Raw genomic sequence first — 23269 nt, forward strand, 5'->3', positions numbered from 1 at the left:
GGATGGGGGAGCTTACAAGGAGACGCAATGGCGGAACTGACGATACGTCCGGAGGAGATCCGCGACGCCCTGGACAACTTCGTCCAGAATTACGAGCCGGAGACGGCGGTCCGTGAGGAGGTTGGCACTGTCGTCACGTCTGGCGATGGTATCGCCCACGTCGAGGGGCTTCCCTCAGCAATGGCCAATGAGTTGCTGCGCTTTGAGAACGGGACGATGGGCATCGCCCTCAACTTGGAGGAGCGGCAGATCGGTGTGGTCGTGCTCGGCGACTCCGACGGCATTGATGAGGGATCGACTGTTCGTGGCACTGGTGAAGTGCTGTCCGTGCCGGTCGGCGAGGGATACCTCGGTCGCGTCGTGGACGCGATGGGTAGCCCGGTTGACGGCCTCGGCGAGATTAAGGGCATTGAGGGGCGTCGTGCCCTTGAGATCCAGGCTGCCGGCGTTATGGACCGTCAAGAAGTTCGTGAGCCGCTGCAGACTGGTCTTAAAGCCATCGACTCGATGATTCCGATTGGTCGTGGCCAGCGTCAGCTCATTATTGGTGACCGCAAGACCGGTAAGACCGCCATTGCGATCGACACCATCATCAACCAAAAGGGCAATTGGGAGTCTGGTGATCCCAAGAAGCAGGTTCGCTGCATCTACGTCGCTATTGGTCAGAAGGGCTCGACGGTTGCCGAGGTTAAGGGCGCTCTGGAGAAGGCCGGTGCGATGGAGTACACCACCATCGTTCATGCCCCGGCCTCCGATCCCGCTGGTTTTAAGTACATCGCTCCCTACGCCGGTTCGGCCATTGGTCAGCACTGGATGTACCAGGGCAAGCACGTCCTGATCATCTTTGATGACCTGACCAAGCAGGCTGAGGCCTACCGAGCTATGTCGCTGCTGCTGCGTCGTCCACCGGGCCGTGAGGCCTACCCCGGTGATGTCTTCTACCTGCATTCCCGCCTGCTGGAGCGTTGCGCGAAGCTGTCGGATGACCTGGGCGGCGGGTCGATGACTGGTCTGCCGATTATTGAGACCAAGGCCAACGACGTTTCCGCCTTCATCCCGACGAATGTCATTTCGATTACCGATGGGCAGATCTTCCTGCAGTCGGACCTGTTCAATGCCAACCAGCGACCGGCCGTCGACGTCGGTATCTCCGTGTCGCGAGTCGGTGGCGCTGCTCAGATTAAGGCGATGAAGTCGGTCGCCGGAACGCTGAAGATTTCCCTGGCCCAGTACCGTGACATGCAGGCTTTCGCGATGTTCGCCTCAGACCTGGACGATACTTCTCGTCGTCAGTTGGATCGTGGTGCTCGCCTTATGGAGCTGCTCAAGCAGGGCCAGTTCTCGCCGTACCCGGTAGAGGAGCAGGTCATTAGTGTGTGGGGTGGCACCACCGGCAAGTTCGATGATGTCCCGGTCGACGATGTGCTGCGATTCGAGGGTGACGTTCTTGAACACCTGCGTAGTCACAGCAACGTGCTCACGACAATCCGGGAAACCGGCAAGTTCGAAGATGACGCGAAGGATACAGTTGCTGCTTCCTTCGAAGAGGTTAAGAAGGGATTCAAGACCTCTGATGGGAAGCTGTTGGCTGGTCATGAAGAGTTCTCTCCGATGGCCGATGAGAACATCGATCAAGCCAAGATCGTTCGCGCAAAGAAGGGCTGAGCCGTGGCGTCGAACCTGCGAGAGCTGCGGGAGAGGCGGAACTCCGTCGCGACGACGAAGAAGATCACTCGTGCGATGGAGCTGATTGCTTCATCGCGAATTATCAAGGCGCAAAACACCGTCAAGGCGGCAAGTCCGTATTCGCTGGAGTTGACTCGTGCCCTCTCGGCAGTGGCTGCCCACACCCATGAGGACCACCCGCTCACCTCGATCAACCCAGACCCCAAGCGGTCTGCAGTTCTGGTCATCACCTCGGATCGTGGCCTGGCTGGCGCCTACTCGTCGAATGCGATCCGGACCGCTGAGGAGTTAACGAGCGCTCTGCAGCCGAAACAGGAGATTGTCACCTACTTGTGTGGTCGCAAGGCGGTGCAGTACTTCGAGTTCCGCGGTCGCAAGGTCGACCATCTGTGGAGCGGCTTCTCTGATTCGCCGACCTACCGGGATGCCAGGGATATCGCGGACCGTCTCATTGAGGACTTTTTGCGCCCGACCGACGAGGGTGGTGTCGATGAGATTCACATGGTTTTTACCGAGTTCGAATCGATGCTGGTCCAGACTCCGAAGGTGATCCGTCTGTTGCCACTGGCCGTCGTCGACCCGGGGGATACCCCAGAGGGTCAACTTACCGAAGGTGACCCCGGCGTGGGAACCAGCGATGAGGAGATCTTTCATGAGTACCGCTTTGAGCCTGATCCAGTAAGTGTGCTGGATGAGTTGCTACCGCTATACGTCGCCAACCGTGTCCATTACGCCCTGCTGCAATCGGCTGCCTCGGAACTGGCTAGCCGTCAGCGCGCCATGAAGGCCGCGACCGACAATGCCGAGCAGCTTATCCAGACGCTAACCCGGCAGGCCAACCAGGCTCGTCAGGCCGCCATTACCCAGGAAATCACCGAGATCGTGGGTGGCGCCGCTGCCCTTGCAGAATCCACCCCACAGGAGTGAGAGAGAACACCATGACTGCGACAGCAATTACCCCCGAGACGAAGGACGAGGTGGCCGGTGTCGGGCGCGTCGTCCGCGTTATCGGTCCTGTCGTCGACGTCGAGTTTCCGGCCGGTCAGTTGCCGGAGATTCTCAACGCCTTACACGTCGACACCGAGGTCATGGGGGAGACCCATACCATTACCCTCGAAGTGGCCCTGCACATTGGCGAGAACGTCGTGCGAGCCATCTCCCTCAAGCCGACTGACGGTATGCGTCGTGGCACCGAGGTCCGCGATACCGGTGCCCCGATCAGCGTGCCAGTCGGCGACGTGACTAAGGGTCACGTCTGGAATGTGACGGGTGACGTCCTCAACACCGATCCCTCGACCATCGAGGTGGCCGAACGTTGGCCGATCCATCGGGACCCCCCGACTTTTGACGACCTCGAGCCCGAGACCGAGATGCTCGAGACCGGTATCAAGGTTCTTGACCTGCTGACCCCTTACGTCAAGGGCGGCAAGATTGGCCTCTTTGGTGGCGCCGGTGTGGGCAAGACGGTGCTCATCCAGGAGATGATTTACCGTATCGCCCATAACTTCGGTGGTACCTCGGTCTTCGCCGGTGTTGGTGAGCGTACCCGTGAGGGTAACGACCTCATCAACGAAATGGACGAGGCTGGCGTCCTCAAGGACACCGCCCTGGTCTTCGGCCAGATGGATGAGCCCCCAGGTACCCGTCTGCGCATCGCTTTGACCGGCCTGACGATGGCTGAGTACTTCCGCGATGTTCAGAACCAAGATGTGTTGTTGTTCATCGACAACATCTTCCGGTTCTCCCAGGCTGGCTCTGAGGTTTCCACCCTGCTAGGTCGTATGCCCTCGGCCGTGGGCTACCAGCCCAACCTGGCCGACGAGATGGGTCAGCTGCAGGAACGAATCACCTCGACTCGCGGCCACTCCATCACCTCGATGCAGGCTGTCTACGTCCCCGCCGATGACTACACCGACCCAGCCCCGGCGACAACCTTCGCCCACCTGGATGCCACCACGGAACTCTCTCGTGAGATTGCCTCCCGTGGTCTGTACCCAGCTGTGGACCCACTGACGTCAACCTCTCGTATCCTCGACCCGCTATACGTGGGCCAGGAGCATTACGACACCGCTACTCAGGTTAAGCAGATCCTGCAGCGTAACAAGGAGCTCCAGGACATTATCGCTATCCTCGGCGTCGATGAGTTGAGCGAAGAGGATAAGGTCACCGTGGCGAGAGCCCGCCGCATCCAGCAGTTCTTGTCTCAGAACACGTACACCGCTGAGAAATTCACTGGCGTAGTTGGTTCGACGGTCCCGATCGCGGACACCATTGAAGGGTTCCAGATGATCTGCCGCGGTGACGTTGACCACGTTCCCGAGCAGGCCTTCTTCAACGTTGGCAGTATAGATATGGTGATGGAGAACTGGGACAAGATGAAGAAGGAGGGCTGAGCCCTATGGACCACCCGCCGCTTCAAGTCAAGGTCGTTAGCGCCGATCGCGAGGTGTGGCAGGGGGAGTCGGTCAACATCATCGTTCGGACCACCGAGGGTGATATCGGTTTGCTCCCCGGTCACGAGCCTTTTCTTGCGGCCCTCGTGCCGTGTGCGGCGCAGATCATCACCACAGACGGTAGCCGCGAAGTCATCGCATGCGACGGTGGCTTTGTGGCTCTGGACAATGATGGAAACGTCTCGATCATCACCCAGTACGCCACTCGGTCTCAGGAGATTTCGGTTGACCAAGCACGGCGTGATCGCGATAACCTGCGCAAGAAGCTGAATGAGCACGAGCGTTCTGAGCAAGACTCTGAGGTCGTCCAGGACGTCACTCATCGGCTGCATTTGGCCCAGGCGCAGATCGCTGCGGCTCGGGTAGCCGGGAAGCAGCACTCTTGAGAGCAGTAGTCGAGGGTCGTTACGGGGCACCTGTAACGACCCACACTGATGCCATATGGGAAGTTAGGCTAGCCTTCGTAGACTGTTGAGGGTGTGCTGAATAGCGTTAGAGCATGCATGTGTCCACCGCTCAGTTCGGGCCTACCCTGATGCTGTCAACGTTGGCGATGGATGCTGTCATTATTGGCCTCATTGTGTGGTGTGCCGTCCTCTACATGATGTGGCTTCTTATCAGGCACCGCGTTCTCATGCGTAGACGCGGTGCTTTTTTATGTGGTCTGCGCGTTATGGGTGGTCCCAAACCGGGCGACTGGATGATTGGGAGCGCTCGCTATGTTGATGGGGCTTTCGAATGGTACCGAGCAATTGACCCCCGCCACGTTCCGACGATCGTTTTGAGGCGGGGCGGTCTGGTCATGGTGGAGCACCGCCCGCCGGTCTTGGGTGACGCCCTGGCTCTGGCTTCTAGCGCCTACGAGATTGTCACCCTTGAAACCGGGCGTAAGGGGCGGTCCTCGGTGTGTCAGGTCGCTGTCGATCCTGGGGTTGTCACCGGGCTGATGTCGTGGCTGGAGGCCGCGCCCCCTGGTGGCGTGGAATACGCCACCGAAGGGCATCTCGTCTGATCATTCCTTGCCTTCATCGGTCCTCGGGTTGCGTTCCCCGCCAGGAACCCACAGCACCTCGTCGGAGGAATCTTCGCCAGCTTTATTTGCAGTTCGAGACAGGACGAATAGCAAATCGGAAAGGCGATTGAGATAGGTGATCGCGAGCTCGTTGACCCCACCAGGCATGATTTCTGTATTATTTAATGTCTCGGTTCCGTAAGCTTCGGCAGCTCGCCATGCAGCCCGCTCAGCAGTGCGGATGGCAGTTCGGCAGACATGAAGTTGGGCTCCCACAGGGTTGCCGCCGGGAAGAATGAAGGACCTGAGAATCGGCAATTTATCACCGAACTCGTCGCACCAGCGCTCTAGGCGATCAACACTCTCCTGAACCGTTCGCAGTGGTTCCCACTCTGGGCTAGCAACTAGTGGATTGGCCAAATCGGCTCCGACATCGAACAGTTCGTTCTGGACGATGCCAAGAGCTTTCCGAACTTCCGGTGAGAGAACCTTTGTCGTGGTGTCGAGAGCAATAGCTAGACCAATGCTGGCGTTGGCCTGGTCGACAAGACCGTAAGCCTCGACGCGAAGATCTGATTTTGCTGCCACGGAATTATCGACCAGACGTGTCGAGCCATGGTCGCCGGTACGCGTGTAGATCTTGGAAAGAATGACCATGATCCTAGCCTACGGTCCTTGCCAATGAGCGAGAGCAGAACCGTGTGCGGGATTGTTTACATTTGCAGTTTTCTCTTAGGTGTCGATCAGGCCGCGGATCTGGCGATGGTGCGCGGTCGGATACAAACGCATGTAAACGCATGGTTGGGATGCCAGTGGCATCGGTGACATGGCGCGCGTGTACACCATTAAACCTGGAGACGCCCGCTCCCCAGCTTGCCGCAATCACTGACTCGGGACGTTATTGTCGGAGTATAAGCGCCGGATCGGTGAGGGTTTAGTAGACGCCGTCCATGAGATGCCGGTCGGAGAACGGCGCCTCCCGGCCCTGACACATCTCGTGACAGTGCTGTGATGCACCCGCAGCGGGGGAGAGCGCGCCTCAGCTGCCCGCTAGATCCTGAAGCGTGTTGACGATGTCGTCGAGCATGGTGCGAGTGAGGCGTCCAGTGTTCGTGTTTTGACGGCTGACGTGGTAGCACCCCAGCACGACAATGACGGCCCCGTCAGGCCGGATGAGTTGAGTGCGAGCGCCGTGACCGAAACGGGGCGCGGGGCGCGGGACTTGCCAATCAAGACGACGGGCGGCTGCCAGGGTTGAGGTCCAGGCAATCTGCCCTAAGCACATCACTGCACGCATGGTGATTAAACGCGCCAATTCATGGTCAAACCAGATTGCGCAGGTGCGCTTCTCGTCGGGACTGGGCCAGTTGTCCGGTGGTGCGCAATGCACCGGGGCGATGATGCGACAGTCATGAAGCGTGAGGCCGTCCGCGGCGTCAATGCTCTGTGCCTGTGAGGCAATACCGGCGTCATTTAAAGCGCGGTACAGCCAATCCCCGGACTGGTCGCCGGTGAACATTCGTCCTGTGCGGTTCGCCCCATGGGCGGCGGGAGCCAGGCCGATGATAGCCATCCGAGCGGATGGGTCGCCGAATGACGGTGCGGGGCGGCCCCAATAAGGTTCGTCACGCCATTGCGCGCGCTTGGTGACGGCTGTATCCTCGCGCCACGTTACAAGGCGCGGGCATGCGCGGCATACCGAAATAGCGGCGTCGAGATCCTCAAATTTGCCGCAGTGGGCAGCAATTCTTGCCACGTCCTCGGCGTTCTTAGCGACAGGCGTGTCGGGTGATGCCGGATCTCCCGGCCACCCAGTGCCGGGAGGCACAGGTGACTCGAACAGGTCGGCAGTACGCGGATGGGGCAGGGCTGTCATCGCTACTTCTCAATGATCCGGTCGTGCTGAATGAGGTTTTTGGTTGAAGTGTTTCACGTGATGGCGTCGACTCCTCACAGCTGTAATAACGAGAATTACCCCCACTAAGACGTTAGTGACGATAAATGACATAATATGACTTATCGGCCAACTGGACTAGGTGGCCCATGCGGTTGTTCCTGCTTATGGATCCGTTGCTCCCGGTCGTTCGGTGTGCATAGTGCTATTTCAGTCACCTGTGTACGCACGAGTTTTTGTTTAGCCTGTTAACCTTGAGTAGCAGTCTTCTATCCTGCGATTGGAGATTCATCGTGAAGAAGTCGTACCTCGTAACCCCTCTTATTGCTGGCGCACTGTTTCTGCCTACGGCACTACCTGCCACGGCCGCGCAGGCTGCTGCTCCCGCCGCCGTTTCGGCCGTGAACAAGACGGAGCTGACTACCGATCAGGCAAAGGCCGAACTTGCTGCGGTTGACTCGCGCATCAACATGCTCCACGAGGCCCAGAAAGCCATCCCCGGGTCGCAGTATGCTGACCAGATCGAGGATCTCATTAAGACCGTTCTGGATCTCCGTGGCGCCATCGACACGATCGCTAACGGTGGCGTTCCGGTCTATGACCCGGCCACCATTGTGCCCCGTGTCCATCTTGTCATTGACGCTGCTGACGCGATCAAGATCGGCAACACGACATTGCAGCACAAAGTCAAGAAGGCCCACGTCGAGCTCGGTCTCGAGGTCGCCAACTCGTATTGACAAGGTCTCCGCCTACCCCGACCTTAGCAAGGATGATACTGCGACCATCGCTTACAAGCAGACACTGCGCAAGACGATCCACGACGTTCGCGTCGGACGCAACAAGAACATTGTTGGCAAGAAAGACAAGTCCGTCGTCGACACCCTGAACAAGGAAATCCATAAGGCCGACAAGGTTCGTGCCAACGCGAAGTCCACGGTGGCGCAAGTCGACACCGCCGTCGATCAGCTTCGTGCCGCCTACCAGACCGCTCTGAACACTCCTGACAAGACGAAGATCCGTGCCAAATGTGGGGGCAAGTGTCGTGCTGTGGTGATCGGGATACATTGATGAGGTGCAGCTTGGTATTCGAGTGTCGGTGATGCGTAGTGAATGACTATTTGGTCACGCGATCCTTCAACGTTCTGTACATCTGGATTGACGCAGTCTTGCTGCTAGCCTTCCTCGGTGTGCTGGTGCGGACACGACGTCGCGCTGCTCTCATTGTCGGATTACTCGGTGGCGTCCTCTACCTCATCGTTGATTACGGTTTCTTCTACGTTCTCCTTAGAACACGGACCGTCGTCGGGATGAGCGTCCTGCCGCTGGAATTCTGGCTGTCATTCAGTTACGGCATCACGAACATGGCGTGGATGTGGCTGTGGTTCGATGAGCCGGGAAATCGCTGGGAGTGGTCCGTTCTTTTCCCCGCCGGGTGGCTCACCAGCGCTTCGGTGAGTCAGGGGCTCGGAGGTGCTTTCCATGGCGTGCAGATCGCGCGTCATGTCAGCAGTTACCACGGCATCATGGTCGTTTTTGCGCTTGTTGGGTATGGATGGCTTGCGATTCATAATTTGCGCCACCCCGATGATCGCTATTCGATTCGCTCGGCGTTGACGATCGGCATCGGCATCCAGTTTACTTGGGAGGCCGTGCTAATGATTTCAGGTATCAGGCCGTTGGCTTGGCGTCCGCTTGTCATCGATTCCCTCATCGAGACGAATCTCGGCGCGCCGTTCATGTTGCTCATCGTGAAAGCTTTGCGCGTGCGCTACCCGAGGGAATTCGTGGTCCTACCAGGTTCTACCAGCCCGCGCGCCCGACCATCGGCGGCACAGCGCGAGATCTGACCTTGGATAGACCGGTCTCTTGAGGTCGAGCAGTTCTTCACGAGACAGAGAGCAGGCGGTGTCGAAGAATGACATGAGGGCCGGCTTAGGAGGAATGCTCGAGATTGCCAGGTTCTGTGTGTTCTTGGGTCTATGGGAGATAAACTTTGAGGAGCTGCTGCGGAAGTTCTCCGAGAGAGGACGGTGGAAAACTCACATCCAGTCAGATTCTAGTACATACTGTATATGATCCGGAGGCTGGCACTGGCGGCTTTTTCATGGTGGCGATGGACCATATTAAGCAGCTAAAGCACAATGCCAGGGTCAAGGTGTATGTCCAGACCTTTATGGTGCAGGACATCGGCTCTGAGCGGATGCACGATGGCAATACGCTCACTAGCGACGTCTTCCAAGCCGAAAAATTTGATTTTATTATAACGAATCCTCTTCACGGGATGAACTGGAAGGTCTATGCTCAATCCATTATGAGGCTGCTTTGTTCGGTATGAGCGGGAGACTTGGTGCCGGACTCCCCCGCGTTTCTAATGGTTCGTTATTGTTCTTCCAGCACATGCTTGGCCACATGAGCCCAGTTACTGAGGTCAGTCCGCAAGGCTCTCGGGTAGGAGTTGTGCTGTCTGGCTCTCCCCTGTTCAGTGGTCAGGCTAGTTTTGGTAAAAGGAAGATTCGACGCTGGATGTCAAGAGCGGCGTGGCGTCGTGAAGCTCGTCGAAGCCCCTGAGATGGGTACCAAGATGCGCAAGAGCCTCGATGATAAGCGCATCCATGGGAACAACGATCAACCCATTTTCGACAAGGTCATCGTTATTGCCGATCGCCAGGTGCTCGATACCCAGCCGTAGGCCATGGTTGACGGATGCTTTTCGAGCGAAGCTGGATCAGTTTTGCTCGGCATGCAGTTTCCTCGCGCAAGTCATGCAGTAACCGGACAGAGAAACCGTGGGGACAGCAATGCCTGGTGAAGGACTAGTGAAGACAGGCTGAGCCTGCCACCAACAAGCTATCGGCCCTCATCGAGGTCATGAACGAGAAATTGGTGCCGACCTCAACGGGTCTGACGAGCTCACCTTCGAGCAGGCTCGGATGGATGTCATGCATTGCGCAGACTTGCGCATCGGTGCCATGAATAATGATCGGGATCACTACCGGTTGGCCTTGGAGGATGAAGTTGACAACATCATCCTCGAGCGTGGTGACCGCAATAGTGAGCTCATTGAGGCCTACTCTTCACGTCCTGAGGTCCATACTGCCTTCATTGGCTATCTCATGCGCACCCACGATGACTCTCGCGTTGAGACGAAGTGAAGGCGGCAGCGATCTCGGTACTTGAGCGCGAGGGTTAGCTCTAGACTCCCACACCAAGGAGCTGCCTAGTGCACCTCATGACCTCTCGCTGAACACTGCCCTGGCAGTGTACTCCATCTGCTGCACTGGTGATATTTATCTCGGGCTGATTTGCATCTCAGGACGACCAACCTGGCGTGGGCATTTATTGATCCGGGTGTGAATCAAAACTGAGACTGTCAAAGTCTTGACGCTTTTCAGGGGAGGACATAAGCTATGTTAGCGCTCACATAGAGGTGGGCCGTGGACATAGGTGCCCAGAAAGGACAGAAGAAGATGTCATCCGAGTTGCTCTTACATCAGTACCCCACGATTGGGATCCGTCCTCTCATTGATGGACGCCGTCGAGGCGTCCGCGAATCCCTTGAAGGCCAGACGATGAAACTTGCCCACGACGTGGCGAAGCTCATCGAGAGCACGGTGGTCTATCCAGACGGTAGCCCCGTGCGGACCGTTATCTCCAAGACCACTATCGGCGGAATTGCTGAATCCAACGCATGTAAGGAGCAGTTCCGCACCGAAAACGTTTGCGCCGACCTCACAGTGACCGCTTCATGGAACTACGTCACTGAAGTTCTGGACCTTGACCCGTCGATCCCCCACGCCGTCTGGGGATTCAACGGCACCGAGCGTCCTGGAGCGGTGACCCTCGCAGCGGCAACCGCTGCCTACAACATGCTGGGCGTCTCCTGCTTCGGCATCTATGGTCGTGACGTCCAGGATGCTTCGGCCAGCGGCTTGACCGACGATGTCGTCGAGGAGGTCCAGAGCTATGTTCGCGCAGCCATTGCCGTCGGCCTTATGAAGGGTCGTAGTTACCTCGCTATCGGCACCGTCGCCATGGGAATTGCCGGATGCCGTCCCCCGGAGGAGTTCCTAGCCGACTACCTTGGTATGAAAACCGAGTACATAGATATGATCGAGATCGATCGTCGGGCAACCCAGGGTATCTACGACCATGACGAGTACGGGAAAGCGCTAGCCTGGGCGCGCGAGAATCTCACGATTGGGGAAAATCGCAACCCAAAGAAGAACCAAGTCTCACAACAGGATTATGACGAGCAGTTCGAGTACTGCATCAAGATGATCCTCATCGCTCGCGACCTCATGCATGGAAATCCGAAACTCGCCGAGATTGGCTGGCCTGAGGAGGCCGGCGGTCACGACGCCATCGCAGCCGGATTCCAGGGGCAGCGCCAATGGACCGACTACAAACCCAACGGTGACATGATGGAGACCTTCCTTAATACTACGTTCGACTGGAACGGCAAACGTCCCGAGTCGGTATTTGCTACAGAGGCCGATGCTGGGAACGCATTGTCAATGCTGTTCAACTCTGTGCTGACCCATCGTCCGCAGCTGTTTAGCGACGTGCGGACCTACTGGAGCCCCGAAGCCGTTAAGAGGGTTACCGGATACGAGCTCACCGGAACTGCCGCTGGTGGCTTTATTGATCTGCGCAACTCTGGTGCCACAACCCTTAACGCCACCGGCAAGGAGCGTGACGCTGAGGGCAACCCCGTCATAAAGCATTGGTGGGAGATTACCGACGAGGATATCAAGAAAGACCTCGACGCTACCTCCTTCCACGCAGCTACTCACGAGTACTTTCCGGGTGGCGGATTTTCAACCCACTTCGCGACCGAGGGAGGCATGCCGCTAACCGCTTCTCGCCTCAACTTCGTCGCGGGTCAGGGCCCAGTCTTGCAGATTGCTGAGGGCTGGACCATCAGCCTTCCCGACGAGGTACAGCACAAGATCGAGGAACGTACCGATCCGACCTGGCCGACGACGTTCTTCGTGCCGAGAGTCTCCGGTGAGGGTGCTTTCAGTTCGGTCTACGACTGGATGATCAACTGGGGTGCCAACCACACTGCCACCGGCTACGGACACTTCGGTGCAGATCTCATCACCTTGGCCTCGATGCTGAGGATCCCAGTTTACATGCATAACGTACCTCGCGAGAAGATTTTCCGGCCGAAGGCGTGGGCTTCATTCGGTACTACTGACCTTGAAAGCGCCGACTTCCGCGCTTGCAAGAATTTTGGGCCAATCTATCGGTGAGGTCATCACGATGAATGACAAGGGCCATCGCCCTCTCGCTGGGGGGGAATGGACCTGGGGGGAGTAGGGCATCGCGAGGCGATGCCCTCGCCCTCGACCTCGGGTCGAGTTCTGTGAGGGGAATCCTAGAGCTGTTTCGCGTTGGCCACGAGGTCATCAAGCGGGACGGTCACCTGGTGTGGGATATCGATAGCATCATGGCCGGGGTCCGCGAGGGCCTCGATCATGCCACCGAGGTATTGGGCCAACCTCCAGCCAGTATCGGTGTGGACGCTTGGGGAGTCGACTATGGCCTCATCGATCATTCCGGTCATCTGCTTCGACCACCGCGAGCCTATCGAGACACTCGTATGGCCAAGTATGCCGCCGAGGTTGATCGCCGATTGCCGCCTCGGGCTGCGTGGGAATGGACGGGAATTCAGCCCCAAGAAATCAACACGGCGTATCAGGTCTTCGCGGATCTTGCCGAGCAGCCACGCTTGCGCCAAACTGTGCACACTCTGCTACCGATTGCCGATCTGGCGGCCTATCTATTAGGTGCGACGCCAGGCATCGGAAGAGGCATCGGATCATCCACTGGGTTGGCGATTCCCGGTGCAAGCCAGTGGTCCGCCCAGGTTCTCAATGCCCTCGACATCCCTCACGAATGGCTGCCGCACCTAGTTAGTGATTCAACAGTGGCCGGGACAACGGATGATGGATCAGCCATCGTGCGTTGCGGTGGCCACGACACAGCTTGCGCTGTGCATTCCTTGGGCTTAGGTAGGGACGATGTGCGTCTGTTCCTCTCATGTGGGTCCTGGAACCTGGTGGGAGTGACGATCCCCGAGGCCCTGATCACCGCGGAGGCTTACGATGCGGGGCTTACCAATGAGGTGCGCACCGATGGCGGAATTCGCTTCCTACGCAACCTCACGGGCCTGTGGCTCCTCCAGGAATGCCAGAGATATTGGCGGCAGGGCGACATCGTCCGGCTATTGTCCGAGGCGTGGGGCAGCCCCTCTCTTGGAGTGGTGGTCGATCCCGATGATGAGTCCTTCGTGCGCCCGGGCGAGATGCCAGCGAAATTGGCTTGGTGGTGTCGGAACACTATGGGGTCGAGCCTCGTGACCGTGGCCAGATGGTCCGTCTGGTCGTGGAGTCCTTGGCATGCGCCCACGCCGATTTCGCCGAGCGTCTTGAACGAGTCGTGGGTCCCTCGCTTGACTCGACGGCTCCGATCATGGCCATGGGAGGTGGAATCCAAAACAGCATGCTCATGGCTGCCACGGCATCGGCCTGTCGACGTCCCGTCGTCAAGAGCGCGGTGGAGGCAAGCTGCCTGGGCAACCTCCTGTGCCAGTTCGAGGCGACGGGGGCCATCGAACCCGGCGGGCGCGCCGACGTCGTCGCTGCTTCGGTCCAACCCGAATCCATTGAACCCGGTGATCCGGCACCCTTCGACGCCATGCGGCAACGCCTCAACGAGGTGCGTTCAGCAAGATGACCGTCAAGTTCGTCGACACGGTCGCTGGGATCTTCCTGACGGCCACGTTGGCGGCCTCGTCGTGACGCCACCCAACAATCAGAAAAAATAATACGAAAAATCACGAATCAGGTGCAATGATGCTTCGCAATATTCCGAAGAGCCTATCCCCCGATCTGGTTAAGGTTCTCATGCAGATGGGACACGGCGATGAGATCGTCCTCGGTGATGCCAATTTCCCGGCCCACAGCCACTCCGATCAGGTGCTGCGCGCCGACGGCTTACATATCCCCGATCTCCTTCGCGACATCCTGACCCTCATGCCGCTGGACCGCTACTCGGATTACCAGGTCGGCTTGATGTCGACGGCCGGTGACGATCCGCGTCCCGATATCTGGAACATTTACGAGAAGATCTGGAACGAGGCTGAAAAAGAGGCGGGTTTCGTCCAGGTCAAAATGTTTGAGCGCAATGAGTTCTACCGTCATACCGGAACTGTTTACGCCGCCCTGGTTACCGGGGAAACCGCTCTCTATGGCAATGTAATCCTACGCAAGGGAGCCATCTGATGGCGAGGGGCCAAGCAGACTCTTCTGCAGGTAAGCGCGCACAATTCGTTAACCCGGGAATGGTATTTCCCTTTATCCTCTTGGTGTGTTGTTTCGCTGCTTGGGGGATGGCCACGGACTTAACGGCTCCCCTTGTGAAGGTCTTCAGGTCGATCTTCTCGATGACCAACCTAGAATCGTCTCTGGTGCAATTTTCCTACTACGTTTCGTATTTTTGTCTGGCTATTCCAGCTGCCCTCATCAACAGCCGAATCGGCTATAAAGGTGGAGTCCTCATTGGGCTCTCCTTTGCCGCCTGCGGCGGATTACTATTCATCCCAGCCGCCCACATGATGACTTATGGTGCCTTCCTAGTGTCCTTGTTTGTTCTGGCTGGCGGATTGTCCATACTGGAGACAAGCGCCAACCCATTCGTCATGGTCATGGGTCCTGAGCACAACGCCACTCAGCGATTGAATTTCGCTCAGGCCTTCAACCCGATCGGGTCGAACCTAGGTGTGCTTATCGCAACCTTGTTCATCCTTCCCCACGTACACCCAGTGACTGCTGCCGACCGTGCGTCGATGAGTGAACAGGAGATGATTGAGATGCAGAGTGGTGAGCTCCAAGCCGTTATGGGGCCCTATGTTGGCCTGAGTATCCTCTACATCATCCTGGCCGTGGGAATTTCGAGGATCAAGCTTACTGGACGCGACGAGGATGCCCCTCAAGGCGCTCGTAAAGATCGTCTGCATCGACTCCTAGGTAATAAGAGATACAGTTTCGGCATCGTAGCGCAGTTCTTTAACATTGCCGTTCAAACCTGCATCTGGACCTATACTCTACACTATGTGACTGACGCTTTGGGAATATCCGACAGAGCTGCCGGATATTGGTTGCAGGCCAGCCTCATGACCTTCCTCGTCATGAGGTTCGTGATGGTGGCGTTGATGCCCGTAAGTTGCTGCTTACGATGTGCCTGGTAGGTGTCTTCTTGGCAATCTTCGCCATGATCAGCGTCAACGTGGCTGGGGCCGTCGCTATCGTGCTGTTATCTGGGTGCATCTCGCTACTGTTCCCAACCATTTACGGCGAAGCTTTGAAGGGGCTGGGTTCTGACACGAAATTCGGTGCTGCAGGATTGGTCATGGCTATTATCGGTGGAGCGCTCATGCCCCCGGTTCAAGCTTGGGTGATGGACCGAACTTCAGCGTCTTTTTCGTATGTGGTCGTTGTAATCTGCTTCGCCATCGTAGCGAGCTATGGGTGGTACACGCTCCATCGAGAGGATGTGCGGAGCGTCGTGTAGCCCATGTTGCCTTGAGCCAGTCCATATCCAAAACCTAGTGACTTCCATAATCTAGTGATTGACTGGACGGAGTAGGGCGTCGCGTGCCTAATTCCGTCCGGTTCATCGTTTTGCATGTTAATGTCAAAAGATCGCGTTTGAATGGAAACGATGAAAAACATAGAGAGCACGTCTTAGTGAGTCCCTAAGAAGTTTGCCTCAAAATGTTCATCATTGGCCGGTAGTGTTAGTTGACTCGCGTACGACGAGTTGAGGAGACAGACGGGCATGCGTCGGTTTGCCCCCATTCGCCAGATCGTCAGCCATCTCGAGCGCTGAAAGCCCTATCTGATTGAAGGATTGCGAGATGGTGGTGAGTGACGGAGTTGTCCATGCTGCTTGTGGAATATCATCGAATCCGACGATCGCCACGTCGTCAGGGACGCGTACCCCTGCGTCGAGGAACTCGTGGAGCAATCCGAGCGCAATATCATCATTGGCTGCGAAGATGCCATCGGGTACGTGTCCGGACATGAGCAAACGCTGGGCCACGGCCGCCCCGTCATGCGATGACCATCCCCCGGCGTCAACCGTGGGTGATTTTAGACCTGCGTCAGCGCAAGTGGCGTGGTACGAAATCAAGCGCTCAGAAGCGTCCTGCCATGTTAAATCACCTGAGATGTGAAGGAGCTTATGGCGACCTTGGCTGATTAGGTGCTGAGTTGCTAAGCGAGCTCCTTTCGCTTGGTCGATGCCGACGGTTGCCAGGGTTGGCTCTGGGCTCCGAGTATCCATGACAACTACCATGGGTTCGTCTGCGTGCAGTTCATCAGCTAGTTGATGCAAAATAATTCCTCGACGAGCCAGCACAATAATTGAGGCTACTCGATATCCACGAAGGTTTATCAACGCTCTTCGGATCGATGATGACGAGTTCTCGTCAGCCGTCTCAAGGATCACCTGTTTCCCGCGCGAGCGAATCCTCTCAGCGAGGGTGGAGAACGTAATTCCCATGCCGTGCGTTAGCGACGCGGTGAGTAGTATACCGATACTGTCTGAGGTCCCTCGGGCGAGGGAACGGGCAGCTAGATTTGGTAGATAACCGGAACTATGCACTGCTGTCATGACTCGTTCCCTGGTTTCGGAGCGTACCGAGGGGTGGTGATTCAGCACCCTCGAGACAGTCTGAGCTGAGACATTGGCTATGGCCGCCACCTGCCCAAGGGTGACTCGGTTCCGAGAAGACACTCTGGAGAGTCTAGCAAACAAGTTAGCCACACTTATTGAGGCTGCAGATCTTAGGCCAAGCAAAAAGGTAAGCGTGTGAGGAATCTGCCTTGATTTCTGTCGCGCGCTAATCAGCGTCTACATCTCGCACCGTGAGACAAACAGTGTTAATCTACTGCGGGTGCTGACTGGCCATAATTCGTGTTATGGATCTTGGAAGAAACTTCCTTAATTTGCTCGTCGGTGAGTAGTTTAATGGGGCCGGTTTGGCGAGTGCGTAAGTACAGAGCACAAACCCATTCTAATTCTTGGGCGAGAGTGTAGGTGGCAGGAAGGTTTGGCCCGGCAACGATGGATCCATGATTGCGCATCAGGGCGGCTGTTCGGTCTTCAAGGGCACGGGCAACATTGGCTGCTAGCTCGGGTGATCCGTAGACTGCATAGTCGGCGACTCGGACGTCTGACCCGCCGAACATACAAATGTAATAGTGAATTGCGGGAAGCCTGGAGACGTCGTCTAGGCAAGCAACTGCAGTCGCTGCCGGGGAGTGTGTATGAACGACAGATTGCCTTCCAGTTACCCGCATGGTGGTCAGATGCAGATCGAGTTCGCTGGCGGGTCGGAGCGGACCGTCGATCTGCTTGCCTGTGGAGAACTCGACAATTGACACCAAATCTGGACGGATGTCCGCGTAGGGAAGACCGGAAGGTGTGATGGCTACGAGATCATCACTGCGAATCGAGATATTACCTGCAGTTCCTACGACTAGGCCATCGGAGACCAGTCGACCACAGGCATCGCAAATTTGCTGACGCTGAGTTTCAAGCAGCATCGTGACCCCTTGTCATTGTGGGACTCGTTCAATCGTGTTTGGGCAACCTAATGGTTGCGCTCACATGACAATAGTAACACTCCCGATTTGAGTTAGTTCTTAACTGTAAAATAAGCGTCCAGGAGAATTGCAATATATCTGGCCTGGCAGCCGCACTTGGGGTGCTGTTTTAGTTCAGTCAAGTCAGTGTCGGTGCTGTAGGCGTAGGCCCTTTGTGATTTTGTGGGACGAGTCCGTGATCTGGGGTCGACAGTTACGGTAGGGGCTGGCACGCTACTCTTACATCGCTATCTGGCGATATCATCGTCATGTGGCGATTAAAACTGTTCATGAACCCGACGTGGAGCCTGAGGATCTCAGCCGCTTGGCGACCGTCTTCAAGTGCCTCGGTGATCCTCATCGGCTCGTCATCGTCAACCACTTGTTCCGTGGGGAACACCGTGTCACAGATCTGGTCGCGCACCTTGGGCTGGCGCAATCGACGGTCTCGTCTCACGTCGCCTCTCTTCGAGACGCAGGTCTGTTGGCAAGTCACACGCATGGTCGTGCCACGTACTACACCCTGGCGCATCCTGGATACATCCGTAACCTCGTGCGGCTAACCGCCGCCCTTGTAAGAGACGGCGATAATTGCGCTGGGCAATGTGGTGAGTTCGATAATGACCACAACGGGCGGGACATGGAGCAGGAAGAGCATTGATCAGCCACAAACATGACCACTCCCTACGCTCCGATGCGGATCCCCGATTCCTCATCGCCGCGCTGACACTACTGATGGCCTTCATGGTCGCGGAAATCGTGACAGCCATCGTTTCCGGATCGCTGGCGCTTCTCTCTGACGCTGGCCACATGCTGTCCGATGTTGGCGCTATCGCTATCGCCCTGTGGGCCGCACGTCTGGCTCTGCGCCGTCCGCAAGGATCATGGACCTGGGGTTGGAAGCGGGCCGAGATCATTTCGGCGGCGGTCAATGGTGTCACACTGCTCGTGGTTGGCCTCGTCGTCGGGATCGAGGCCGTTCGGCGGCTCGTCGTTCCCCCCGCTATTGGCGGAGGGCTAATCATGGTCATCGCGGCTGTTGGCGTCGTCGTCAACGTCACGGTTGCCTGGCTGGTAGCACGTGCCAATCGCAGCAGCCTCAACGTCGAAGGTGCCTATCAACACATCCTTACCGATCTATTTGGGTTCATCGGCACCCTCGTGGCAGGCCTTGTCATCGTGGTGACTGGGTGGACCAGCGCGGACGCCATCGCCTCCCTCGTCATTTGTGGTCTTATGCTCCGCGCGGCGTGCTTCCTTCTTAGCCAAACGGGTCGGATACTCATGGAGGTTGCGCCTGCCTCTCTCGATCTCAATGAGGTGCGAAGCCACCTCACTGGCCTCGACCATGTGCGATCGGTCCACGATCTCCATGTGTGGACGGTGTCGAGCGATCTGCCGGCTCTGAGCGCTCACATCGTCGTTGAGGACTCCTGCTTCGCCGACGGACATGCCCCCACCCTCTTGGCTCAGATCCAGCAGTGCTTATCTGGCCACTTCGACCTCGACCATTCGACACTACAGCTAGAACCGCCCCGGCATGCCGGCACCGAAAATCACACGGTGTGACACGAAGGTCCCAGCCGGAAGGCCAGGACCTCACGCTCGTTACATTGATTACCAGCCTCAGTACAGGTCTTAGGTAATCGCGCGACGGGTAGATCAGAAGTTGATCATCTGCCCCTCAACACCCTCCGCGGCATCCTTGAGAGCCTCCGATAGCGACGGATGCGCGTGGATGTTGCGGCCGATCTCCTCAGCGGTGATGTCCCATAGTTGAGCCAAGGTCAGCTCGGGAAGCAACTCAGAGACGTCATGGCCAACTAGCGAGGCACCGAGAAGCTCGCCGTGGCGGGCGTCGGCGACAATCTTCACGAAACCGCTGCCATCTCCCAGACCCCACGCCTTGCCATTGGCGGCGAATGGGAACTTGGACACCTTGACCTCGTAGCCCTTCTCACGGGCCTGGTCCTCCGAGTAACCGAAGGAACCCACCTGCGGCTGGCAGTAGGTGGCGCGCGGGATCATGTCGTAGTTGATCGGCATGGTCTCGGCCCCGGCAATCGTCTCGGCGGCGACGACGCCTTGAGCCTCGGCGGTGTGGGCCAGCATGAGCTTGGCGGTGCAGTCACCGATGGCGTAGATGCCGTCAACGTTGGTACGCATGAAGTCGTCGATCTCGATGGCGTCACGCTCGGTGAGTTTCACGCCGGTCTTCTCCAAGCCGTAGCCCTCAACGCGCGGGGCGAATCCGACGGCCTGCAAAACACGGTCAGACTCAATGGTCTTGGAGTCTCCGCCCTTCGACGGCGAGACGGTGACCTTGACCTTCTCACCAGAGTCGTCGATGGAATCGACCTTGGTGGAGGTCAGGACCTTAATGCCGAGTTTCTTGTAAGCCTTGGCTAGTTCAGCCGAAACCTCCTTGTCCTCGTTCGGGACCATACGGTCGAGGAACTCAACGATAGTTACGTCACAGCCGTAGTTGGCCAGCACATAGGCAAACTCAGTGCCGATGGCTCCAGAACCGGCGATAACTATGGACCCGGGGACGGTGTCGGAAAGGATCTGCTCCTTGTAGGTGACGACCCGTTCGGAGAGCTGAGTGCCTGGCAGAGTTTTGACGACCGAACCGGCCGCGATGATCGCGTTGTCGAAGGTGATCTCGTCGGTCACATTGCCGCCAGAGTCCTTAACGGAGATAGCCTTGGGACCGGTAAACTCTCCCCACCCGTTGAACTCGGAGATCTTGTTCTTCTTCATGAGGAAGTGAATGCCCTTGACCATGCGGGCAGACACCTCGCGGGAACGGCTGAAAGCTTTGCCAAAGTCGACGGTGATGTCGCCACCGATGCCAAAAGTCTTGGCGTCCTTGGTGACGATGTGGGCTAGTTCTGCGTTGCGCAAAAGTGACTTGGTGGGGATACAGCCAACATTGAGGCAAACACCACCCCAGTATTCCTTCTCGATAATGGCGGTCTTCTTGCCGAGCTGGGCGGCACGAATGGCTGCAACATAGCCACCGGGGCCGGCCCCAAGGACAACGACGTCAAAATGTGAGCTCATGGGTAACACTCTAGTGGGAAGGTCACTCTGTGATGAAGATCTCACTGAAGAGATCCTGATTGACTCACCCGACCAGTCCTCCCTGAGGGAAGGAACTCAGATCTGATATATCTTGGTCAGGAAACGAGTTGTCGTCGAAGGGATCTGCTGTGGACAACATCACTCCAGCTTCGGTCGGTCGCCTCATCCGCGACGCGCGCAAGCAGCATGGAATGACGCAGAACCAATTGGCGGAGATCCTCAAGACCTCCCAGAGCGCTATTCACCGGGTGGAGTCAGGCACACAGAACCTCTCTTTGGAGTACATCAACCGCATCGCAGAGGCCTTGGAGTCCCCCATCATCACCCAACCGGGAAGCGGCACCATGAACTACCGCATCGAGGGTGGTCATCAGCTCTCTGGCTCCATCGAGGTGCGGTCCTCCAAGAACGCCGCCGTCGCGCTGCTGTGTGCCTGCCTCATCAACAGGGGCCGTACCGTGCTGCGCGGTATCGCCCACATCGAGGAGGTCAACCGCATCCTTGAGGTGCTCACCTCTATTGGCGTCACCTACGAATGGTCTGACGATGAGCGCGACCTCACCCTGACTCGTCCGGCTGAACTCAACCTCGATGATATGGATATTGAGGCTGCTCGACGTACCCGAAGCGTCATCATGTTCCTCGGACCGCTGATGCGGTTCTACGATTCTTTCAAACTCCCCTACGCTGGTGGCTGCAACTTGGGCGCTCGAACCGTCGAGCCCCACCTGCAGGTGCTACGCGCATTCGGCCTTGACGTCGTTGCCACCGAGGGCTTCTACCAGTGCCACGTCACTGATCGCACCGTCAAGGAGCGTCACATCGTCCTGACGGAGCGCGGCGACACTGTTACCGAAAATGCGCTGCTGGCCGCTGCCCAGACCCCTGGTATGACTGTGCTGCGCAACGCCAGCCCGAATTACATGGTGCAGGATCTGTGCGTGTTCCTGTGCCAGCTCGGCGTGCAGATTGAGGGCATCGGAACGACGACTCTGCGAATCCGCGGTGTCGAGAAGATCGACGCTGACGTCGAATACGCTCCATCCGAGGACCCGATCGAGGCGATGAGCCTCCTTACGGCGGCGGTCGTCACTAAGTCGGAGCTGACGATCACCCGCTGCCCGATCGAGTTCCTTGAAATTGAGCTGGCGATCTTGTCCGAGATGGGTCTGGACTTCGACCTTTCCCCCGAGTATGTCTCCCACAACGAGTTCACCCGTCTGGTTGACGTCACGGTGCGCTCCAGTAAGTTGCGGGCGGTGGCCGACAAGATCCATCCGATGCCCTTTCCCGGCCTCAATATCGACAACCTGCCGTTCTTTGCGGTTATTGCTGCCGAGGCCGACGGCCAAACCCTTATCCACGACTGGTGCTACGAGAACCGTGCCATCCACTTGCTCGACCTGGGCAAACTCGGCGCTGACGTTCAGCTGCTTGATCCGCACCGTCTCATCGTGCGGGGCCCGACTCGCTGGCGTGGCCGCGAACTTATCTGCCCGCCAGCCCTGCGTCCTGCCGTCTGTCTGCTGTTGGCGGCTTTAGCTGCTTCGGGAGAGACGGCTCTGCGCGACGTCTACATGATCAACCGTGGTTACGAGGACCTTCCGACCCGGCTTGGGGCGTTGGGGGCCAAAATCACCGTCTTCCACGGCTGAACCGTGGCGTCCTCCGGCCACCAGTCTAACTCGTCACCGGGATGCGCCATGGTGCGCTCGAGGACTGCATGTACGACACCGGCCGTTTTGCCGAGTGCGGTATCCAGTGATTCCCCTTTCACCAACCCCGCCGTAAGAACGGCACTAGTGAGGTCTCCTGCGCCGTTGAAGTGATGGTCGAGGAGAGGGTCGTGGGTCAAAATGGCCCTCTCCCCCGTCACCCCAACCATCGCGATGCCGTCACCATCATCATCGTGATACGGCACTGAGGTGACGACGACAAGGTGCGTTCCGGTGAGGCTTCGAGCCGCCCTGACGATGTCGTCAAGGGTGCGAGGTTCGGTCCCTGTCAGAATGCCGAGCTCGGCGAGGTTTGGCACCACGACGTCGGCGTGTTGAACAGCATCCTTCATCCATGACACGGTCTCGTCGGAGACGTAGGCCCTGAGCTGGCCGTCTGGGGTCACGTCCCCCATGACAGGATCGCAGACCCATATCGTGTCGGGGTGGTGGGCACGACACTTCTCCACGGTTCGCAGTACTGCTGGCCCGGTGCGCGGGGTGAGGTACCCTGACAGCACCGCGTCAACATGCTTGAGCTCGCCGTTGGAGTCAAGGGCGTTGACCATGGCGTCAATCTGCTCAGAATCGATGGGGATGCCAGCGACACTGGAACGGCCATTGTGGTTCGACAACAATGCAGTAGGCATCCCCCAAGCACGCACTCCCATAGCTCGCATTACGGGAACAGCGATGGTGTTACCGACGGTTCCCTGGACGACGTGGGACTGCAGCGATAAGACGGTGACACTCACGGTAGAACATGG

Annotated in this window: 22 protein-coding genes and 2 pseudogenes; 18 read left to right on the plus strand and 6 right to left on the minus strand. The window is 57.7% G+C overall.

Annotation, left to right across the window (positions count from 1 at the left end; all coding sequences use genetic code 11):
* Window positions 1-27: 27 nt before the first annotated feature.
* The 5 genes from atpA to F1563_RS00865 all read left to right on the plus strand — a co-directional run bounded on the left by atpA (window position 28) and on the right by F1563_RS00865 (window position 5151).
* Window positions 28-1665: a F0F1 ATP synthase subunit alpha gene (gene atpA, locus F1563_RS00845; RefSeq protein WP_002526738.1), complete on the plus strand. Its 1638-nt coding sequence runs from the start codon at window positions 28-30 to the stop codon at window positions 1663-1665.
* 3 nt (window positions 1666-1668) lie between these two features.
* Window positions 1669-2613 carry a F0F1 ATP synthase subunit gamma gene (locus F1563_RS00850; RefSeq protein ID WP_002526739.1) on the plus strand — a complete coding sequence of 315 codons (945 nt, stop codon included), beginning with the start codon at window positions 1669-1671 and terminating at the stop codon, window positions 2611-2613.
* 11 nt (window positions 2614-2624) lie between these two features.
* Window positions 2625-4079: a F0F1 ATP synthase subunit beta gene (atpD, locus tag F1563_RS00855; protein ID WP_002546887.1), complete on the plus strand. Its 1455-nt coding sequence runs from the start codon at window positions 2625-2627 to the stop codon at window positions 4077-4079.
* A gap of 5 nt (window positions 4080-4084) precedes the next feature.
* Window positions 4085-4525, plus strand: a complete 441-nt coding sequence (locus F1563_RS00860; protein ID WP_002526741.1) for a F0F1 ATP synthase subunit epsilon — start codon at window positions 4085-4087, stop codon at window positions 4523-4525.
* Window positions 4526-4638: 113 nt separating this feature from the next.
* Entirely contained in the window at window positions 4639-5151 is a 513-nt protein-coding gene (locus tag F1563_RS00865; RefSeq protein ID WP_002526742.1) for a DUF2550 domain-containing protein, read from the plus strand.
* On the opposite strand, the gene F1563_RS00870 is transcribed toward F1563_RS00865, so the two are convergent.
* Window positions 5152-5808, minus strand: a complete 657-nt coding sequence (locus F1563_RS00870; protein ID WP_002526743.1) for a cob(I)yrinic acid a,c-diamide adenosyltransferase — start codon at window positions 5806-5808, stop codon at window positions 5152-5154.
* A 382-nt stretch (window positions 5809-6190) separates the two neighbouring features.
* Window positions 6191-7027 carry a uracil-DNA glycosylase gene (locus F1563_RS14565; RefSeq protein WP_007433884.1) on the minus strand — a complete coding sequence of 279 codons (837 nt, stop codon included), beginning with the start codon at window positions 7025-7027 and terminating at the stop codon, window positions 6191-6193.
* A gap of 311 nt (window positions 7028-7338) precedes the next feature.
* Here F1563_RS14565 and F1563_RS13385 point away from each other — a divergent pair.
* The 10 genes and pseudogenes from F1563_RS13385 to F1563_RS00930 all read left to right on the plus strand — a co-directional run bounded on the left by F1563_RS13385 (window position 7339) and on the right by F1563_RS00930 (window position 15622).
* Window positions 7339-8113 (plus strand): annotated as a pseudogene (locus tag F1563_RS13385) (CAMP factor family pore-forming toxin).
* Between the two features lie 38 nt (window positions 8114-8151).
* Window positions 8152-8892 carry a hypothetical protein gene (locus F1563_RS00890; RefSeq protein WP_002546886.1) on the plus strand — a complete coding sequence of 247 codons (741 nt, stop codon included), beginning with the start codon at window positions 8152-8154 and terminating at the stop codon, window positions 8890-8892.
* Between the two features lie 146 nt (window positions 8893-9038).
* Window positions 9039-9380 carry an N-6 DNA methylase gene (locus F1563_RS14570; protein WP_227431968.1) on the plus strand — a complete coding sequence of 114 codons (342 nt, stop codon included), beginning with the start codon at window positions 9039-9041 and terminating at the stop codon, window positions 9378-9380.
* A gap of 210 nt (window positions 9381-9590) precedes the next feature.
* Window positions 9591-9734 carry a hypothetical protein gene (locus tag F1563_RS13390; protein WP_002526751.1) on the plus strand — a complete coding sequence of 48 codons (144 nt, stop codon included), beginning with the start codon at window positions 9591-9593 and terminating at the stop codon, window positions 9732-9734.
* A gap of 241 nt (window positions 9735-9975) precedes the next feature.
* Window positions 9976-10197: a hypothetical protein gene (locus F1563_RS00905; protein WP_002526753.1), complete on the plus strand. Its 222-nt coding sequence runs from the start codon at window positions 9976-9978 to the stop codon at window positions 10195-10197.
* 315 nt (window positions 10198-10512) lie between these two features.
* The gene (locus F1563_RS00910; RefSeq protein ID WP_036974267.1) at window positions 10513-12300 is read left to right on the plus strand and encodes an L-fucose isomerase; all 1788 of its coding nucleotides are present in this window, start codon (window positions 10513-10515) and stop codon (window positions 12298-12300) included.
* Window positions 12301-12497: 197 nt separating this feature from the next.
* Window positions 12498-13786 (plus strand): annotated as a pseudogene (locus tag F1563_RS14845) (rhamnulokinase).
* 116 nt (window positions 13787-13902) lie between these two features.
* Entirely contained in the window at window positions 13903-14334 is a 432-nt protein-coding gene (locus F1563_RS00920; RefSeq protein WP_002526756.1) for an RbsD/FucU family protein, read from the plus strand.
* A 59-nt stretch (window positions 14335-14393) separates the two neighbouring features.
* A complete protein-coding gene (locus tag F1563_RS00925; RefSeq protein WP_007433879.1) occupies window positions 14394-15299 on the plus strand; it encodes an MFS transporter in 906 nt (301 codons plus the stop codon).
* Between the two features lie 8 nt (window positions 15300-15307).
* Window positions 15308-15622, plus strand: a complete 315-nt coding sequence (locus F1563_RS00930) for an MFS transporter (RefSeq protein WP_227431971.1) — start codon at window positions 15308-15310, stop codon at window positions 15620-15622.
* 210 nt (window positions 15623-15832) lie between these two features.
* Here F1563_RS00930 and F1563_RS00935 read toward each other — a convergent pair whose 3' ends face one another.
* Together F1563_RS00935 and F1563_RS00940 are read right to left on the minus strand one after the other, a co-directional pair.
* Window positions 15833-16849: a LacI family DNA-binding transcriptional regulator gene (locus tag F1563_RS00935; RefSeq protein ID WP_007433878.1), complete on the minus strand. Its 1017-nt coding sequence runs from the start codon at window positions 16847-16849 to the stop codon at window positions 15833-15835.
* A 146-nt stretch (window positions 16850-16995) separates the two neighbouring features.
* Window positions 16996-17661 carry a class II aldolase/adducin family protein gene (locus F1563_RS00940; RefSeq protein WP_002526760.1) on the minus strand — a complete coding sequence of 222 codons (666 nt, stop codon included), beginning with the start codon at window positions 17659-17661 and terminating at the stop codon, window positions 16996-16998.
* A gap of 310 nt (window positions 17662-17971) precedes the next feature.
* Between F1563_RS00940 and F1563_RS00945 the strand changes: the two genes are divergently transcribed.
* Together F1563_RS00945 and F1563_RS00950 are read left to right on the plus strand one after the other, a co-directional pair.
* Complete coding sequence (locus F1563_RS00945; RefSeq protein WP_002526761.1) at window positions 17972-18361, plus strand: ArsR/SmtB family transcription factor; 390 nt, start codon at window positions 17972-17974, stop codon at window positions 18359-18361.
* 53 nt (window positions 18362-18414) lie between these two features.
* The gene (locus F1563_RS00950; RefSeq protein ID WP_268869497.1) at window positions 18415-19269 is read left to right on the plus strand and encodes a cation diffusion facilitator family transporter; all 855 of its coding nucleotides are present in this window, start codon (window positions 18415-18417) and stop codon (window positions 19267-19269) included.
* A gap of 93 nt (window positions 19270-19362) precedes the next feature.
* Here F1563_RS00950 and lpdA read toward each other — a convergent pair whose 3' ends face one another.
* Entirely contained in the window at window positions 19363-20766 is a 1404-nt protein-coding gene (gene lpdA / locus F1563_RS00955) for a dihydrolipoyl dehydrogenase (protein ID WP_002526763.1), read from the minus strand.
* A 149-nt stretch (window positions 20767-20915) separates the two neighbouring features.
* On the opposite strand from lpdA, the gene F1563_RS00960 reads away from it, so the two are divergent.
* Window positions 20916-22442: a helix-turn-helix domain-containing protein gene (locus F1563_RS00960; RefSeq protein ID WP_002526764.1), complete on the plus strand. Its 1527-nt coding sequence runs from the start codon at window positions 20916-20918 to the stop codon at window positions 22440-22442.
* Here the strand turns inward: F1563_RS00960 and pdxY are convergent.
* A complete protein-coding gene (gene pdxY, locus F1563_RS00965) occupies window positions 22379-23257 on the minus strand; it encodes a pyridoxal kinase (protein WP_036958209.1) in 879 nt (292 codons plus the stop codon). The genes F1563_RS00960 and pdxY overlap by 64 nt on opposite strands.
* Between the last annotated feature and the right edge of the window lie 12 nt (window positions 23258-23269).

This window comes from Cutibacterium modestum, from assembly GCF_008326345.1.
GTDB lineage: Bacteria > Actinomycetota > Actinomycetes > Propionibacteriales > Propionibacteriaceae > Cutibacterium > Cutibacterium modestum.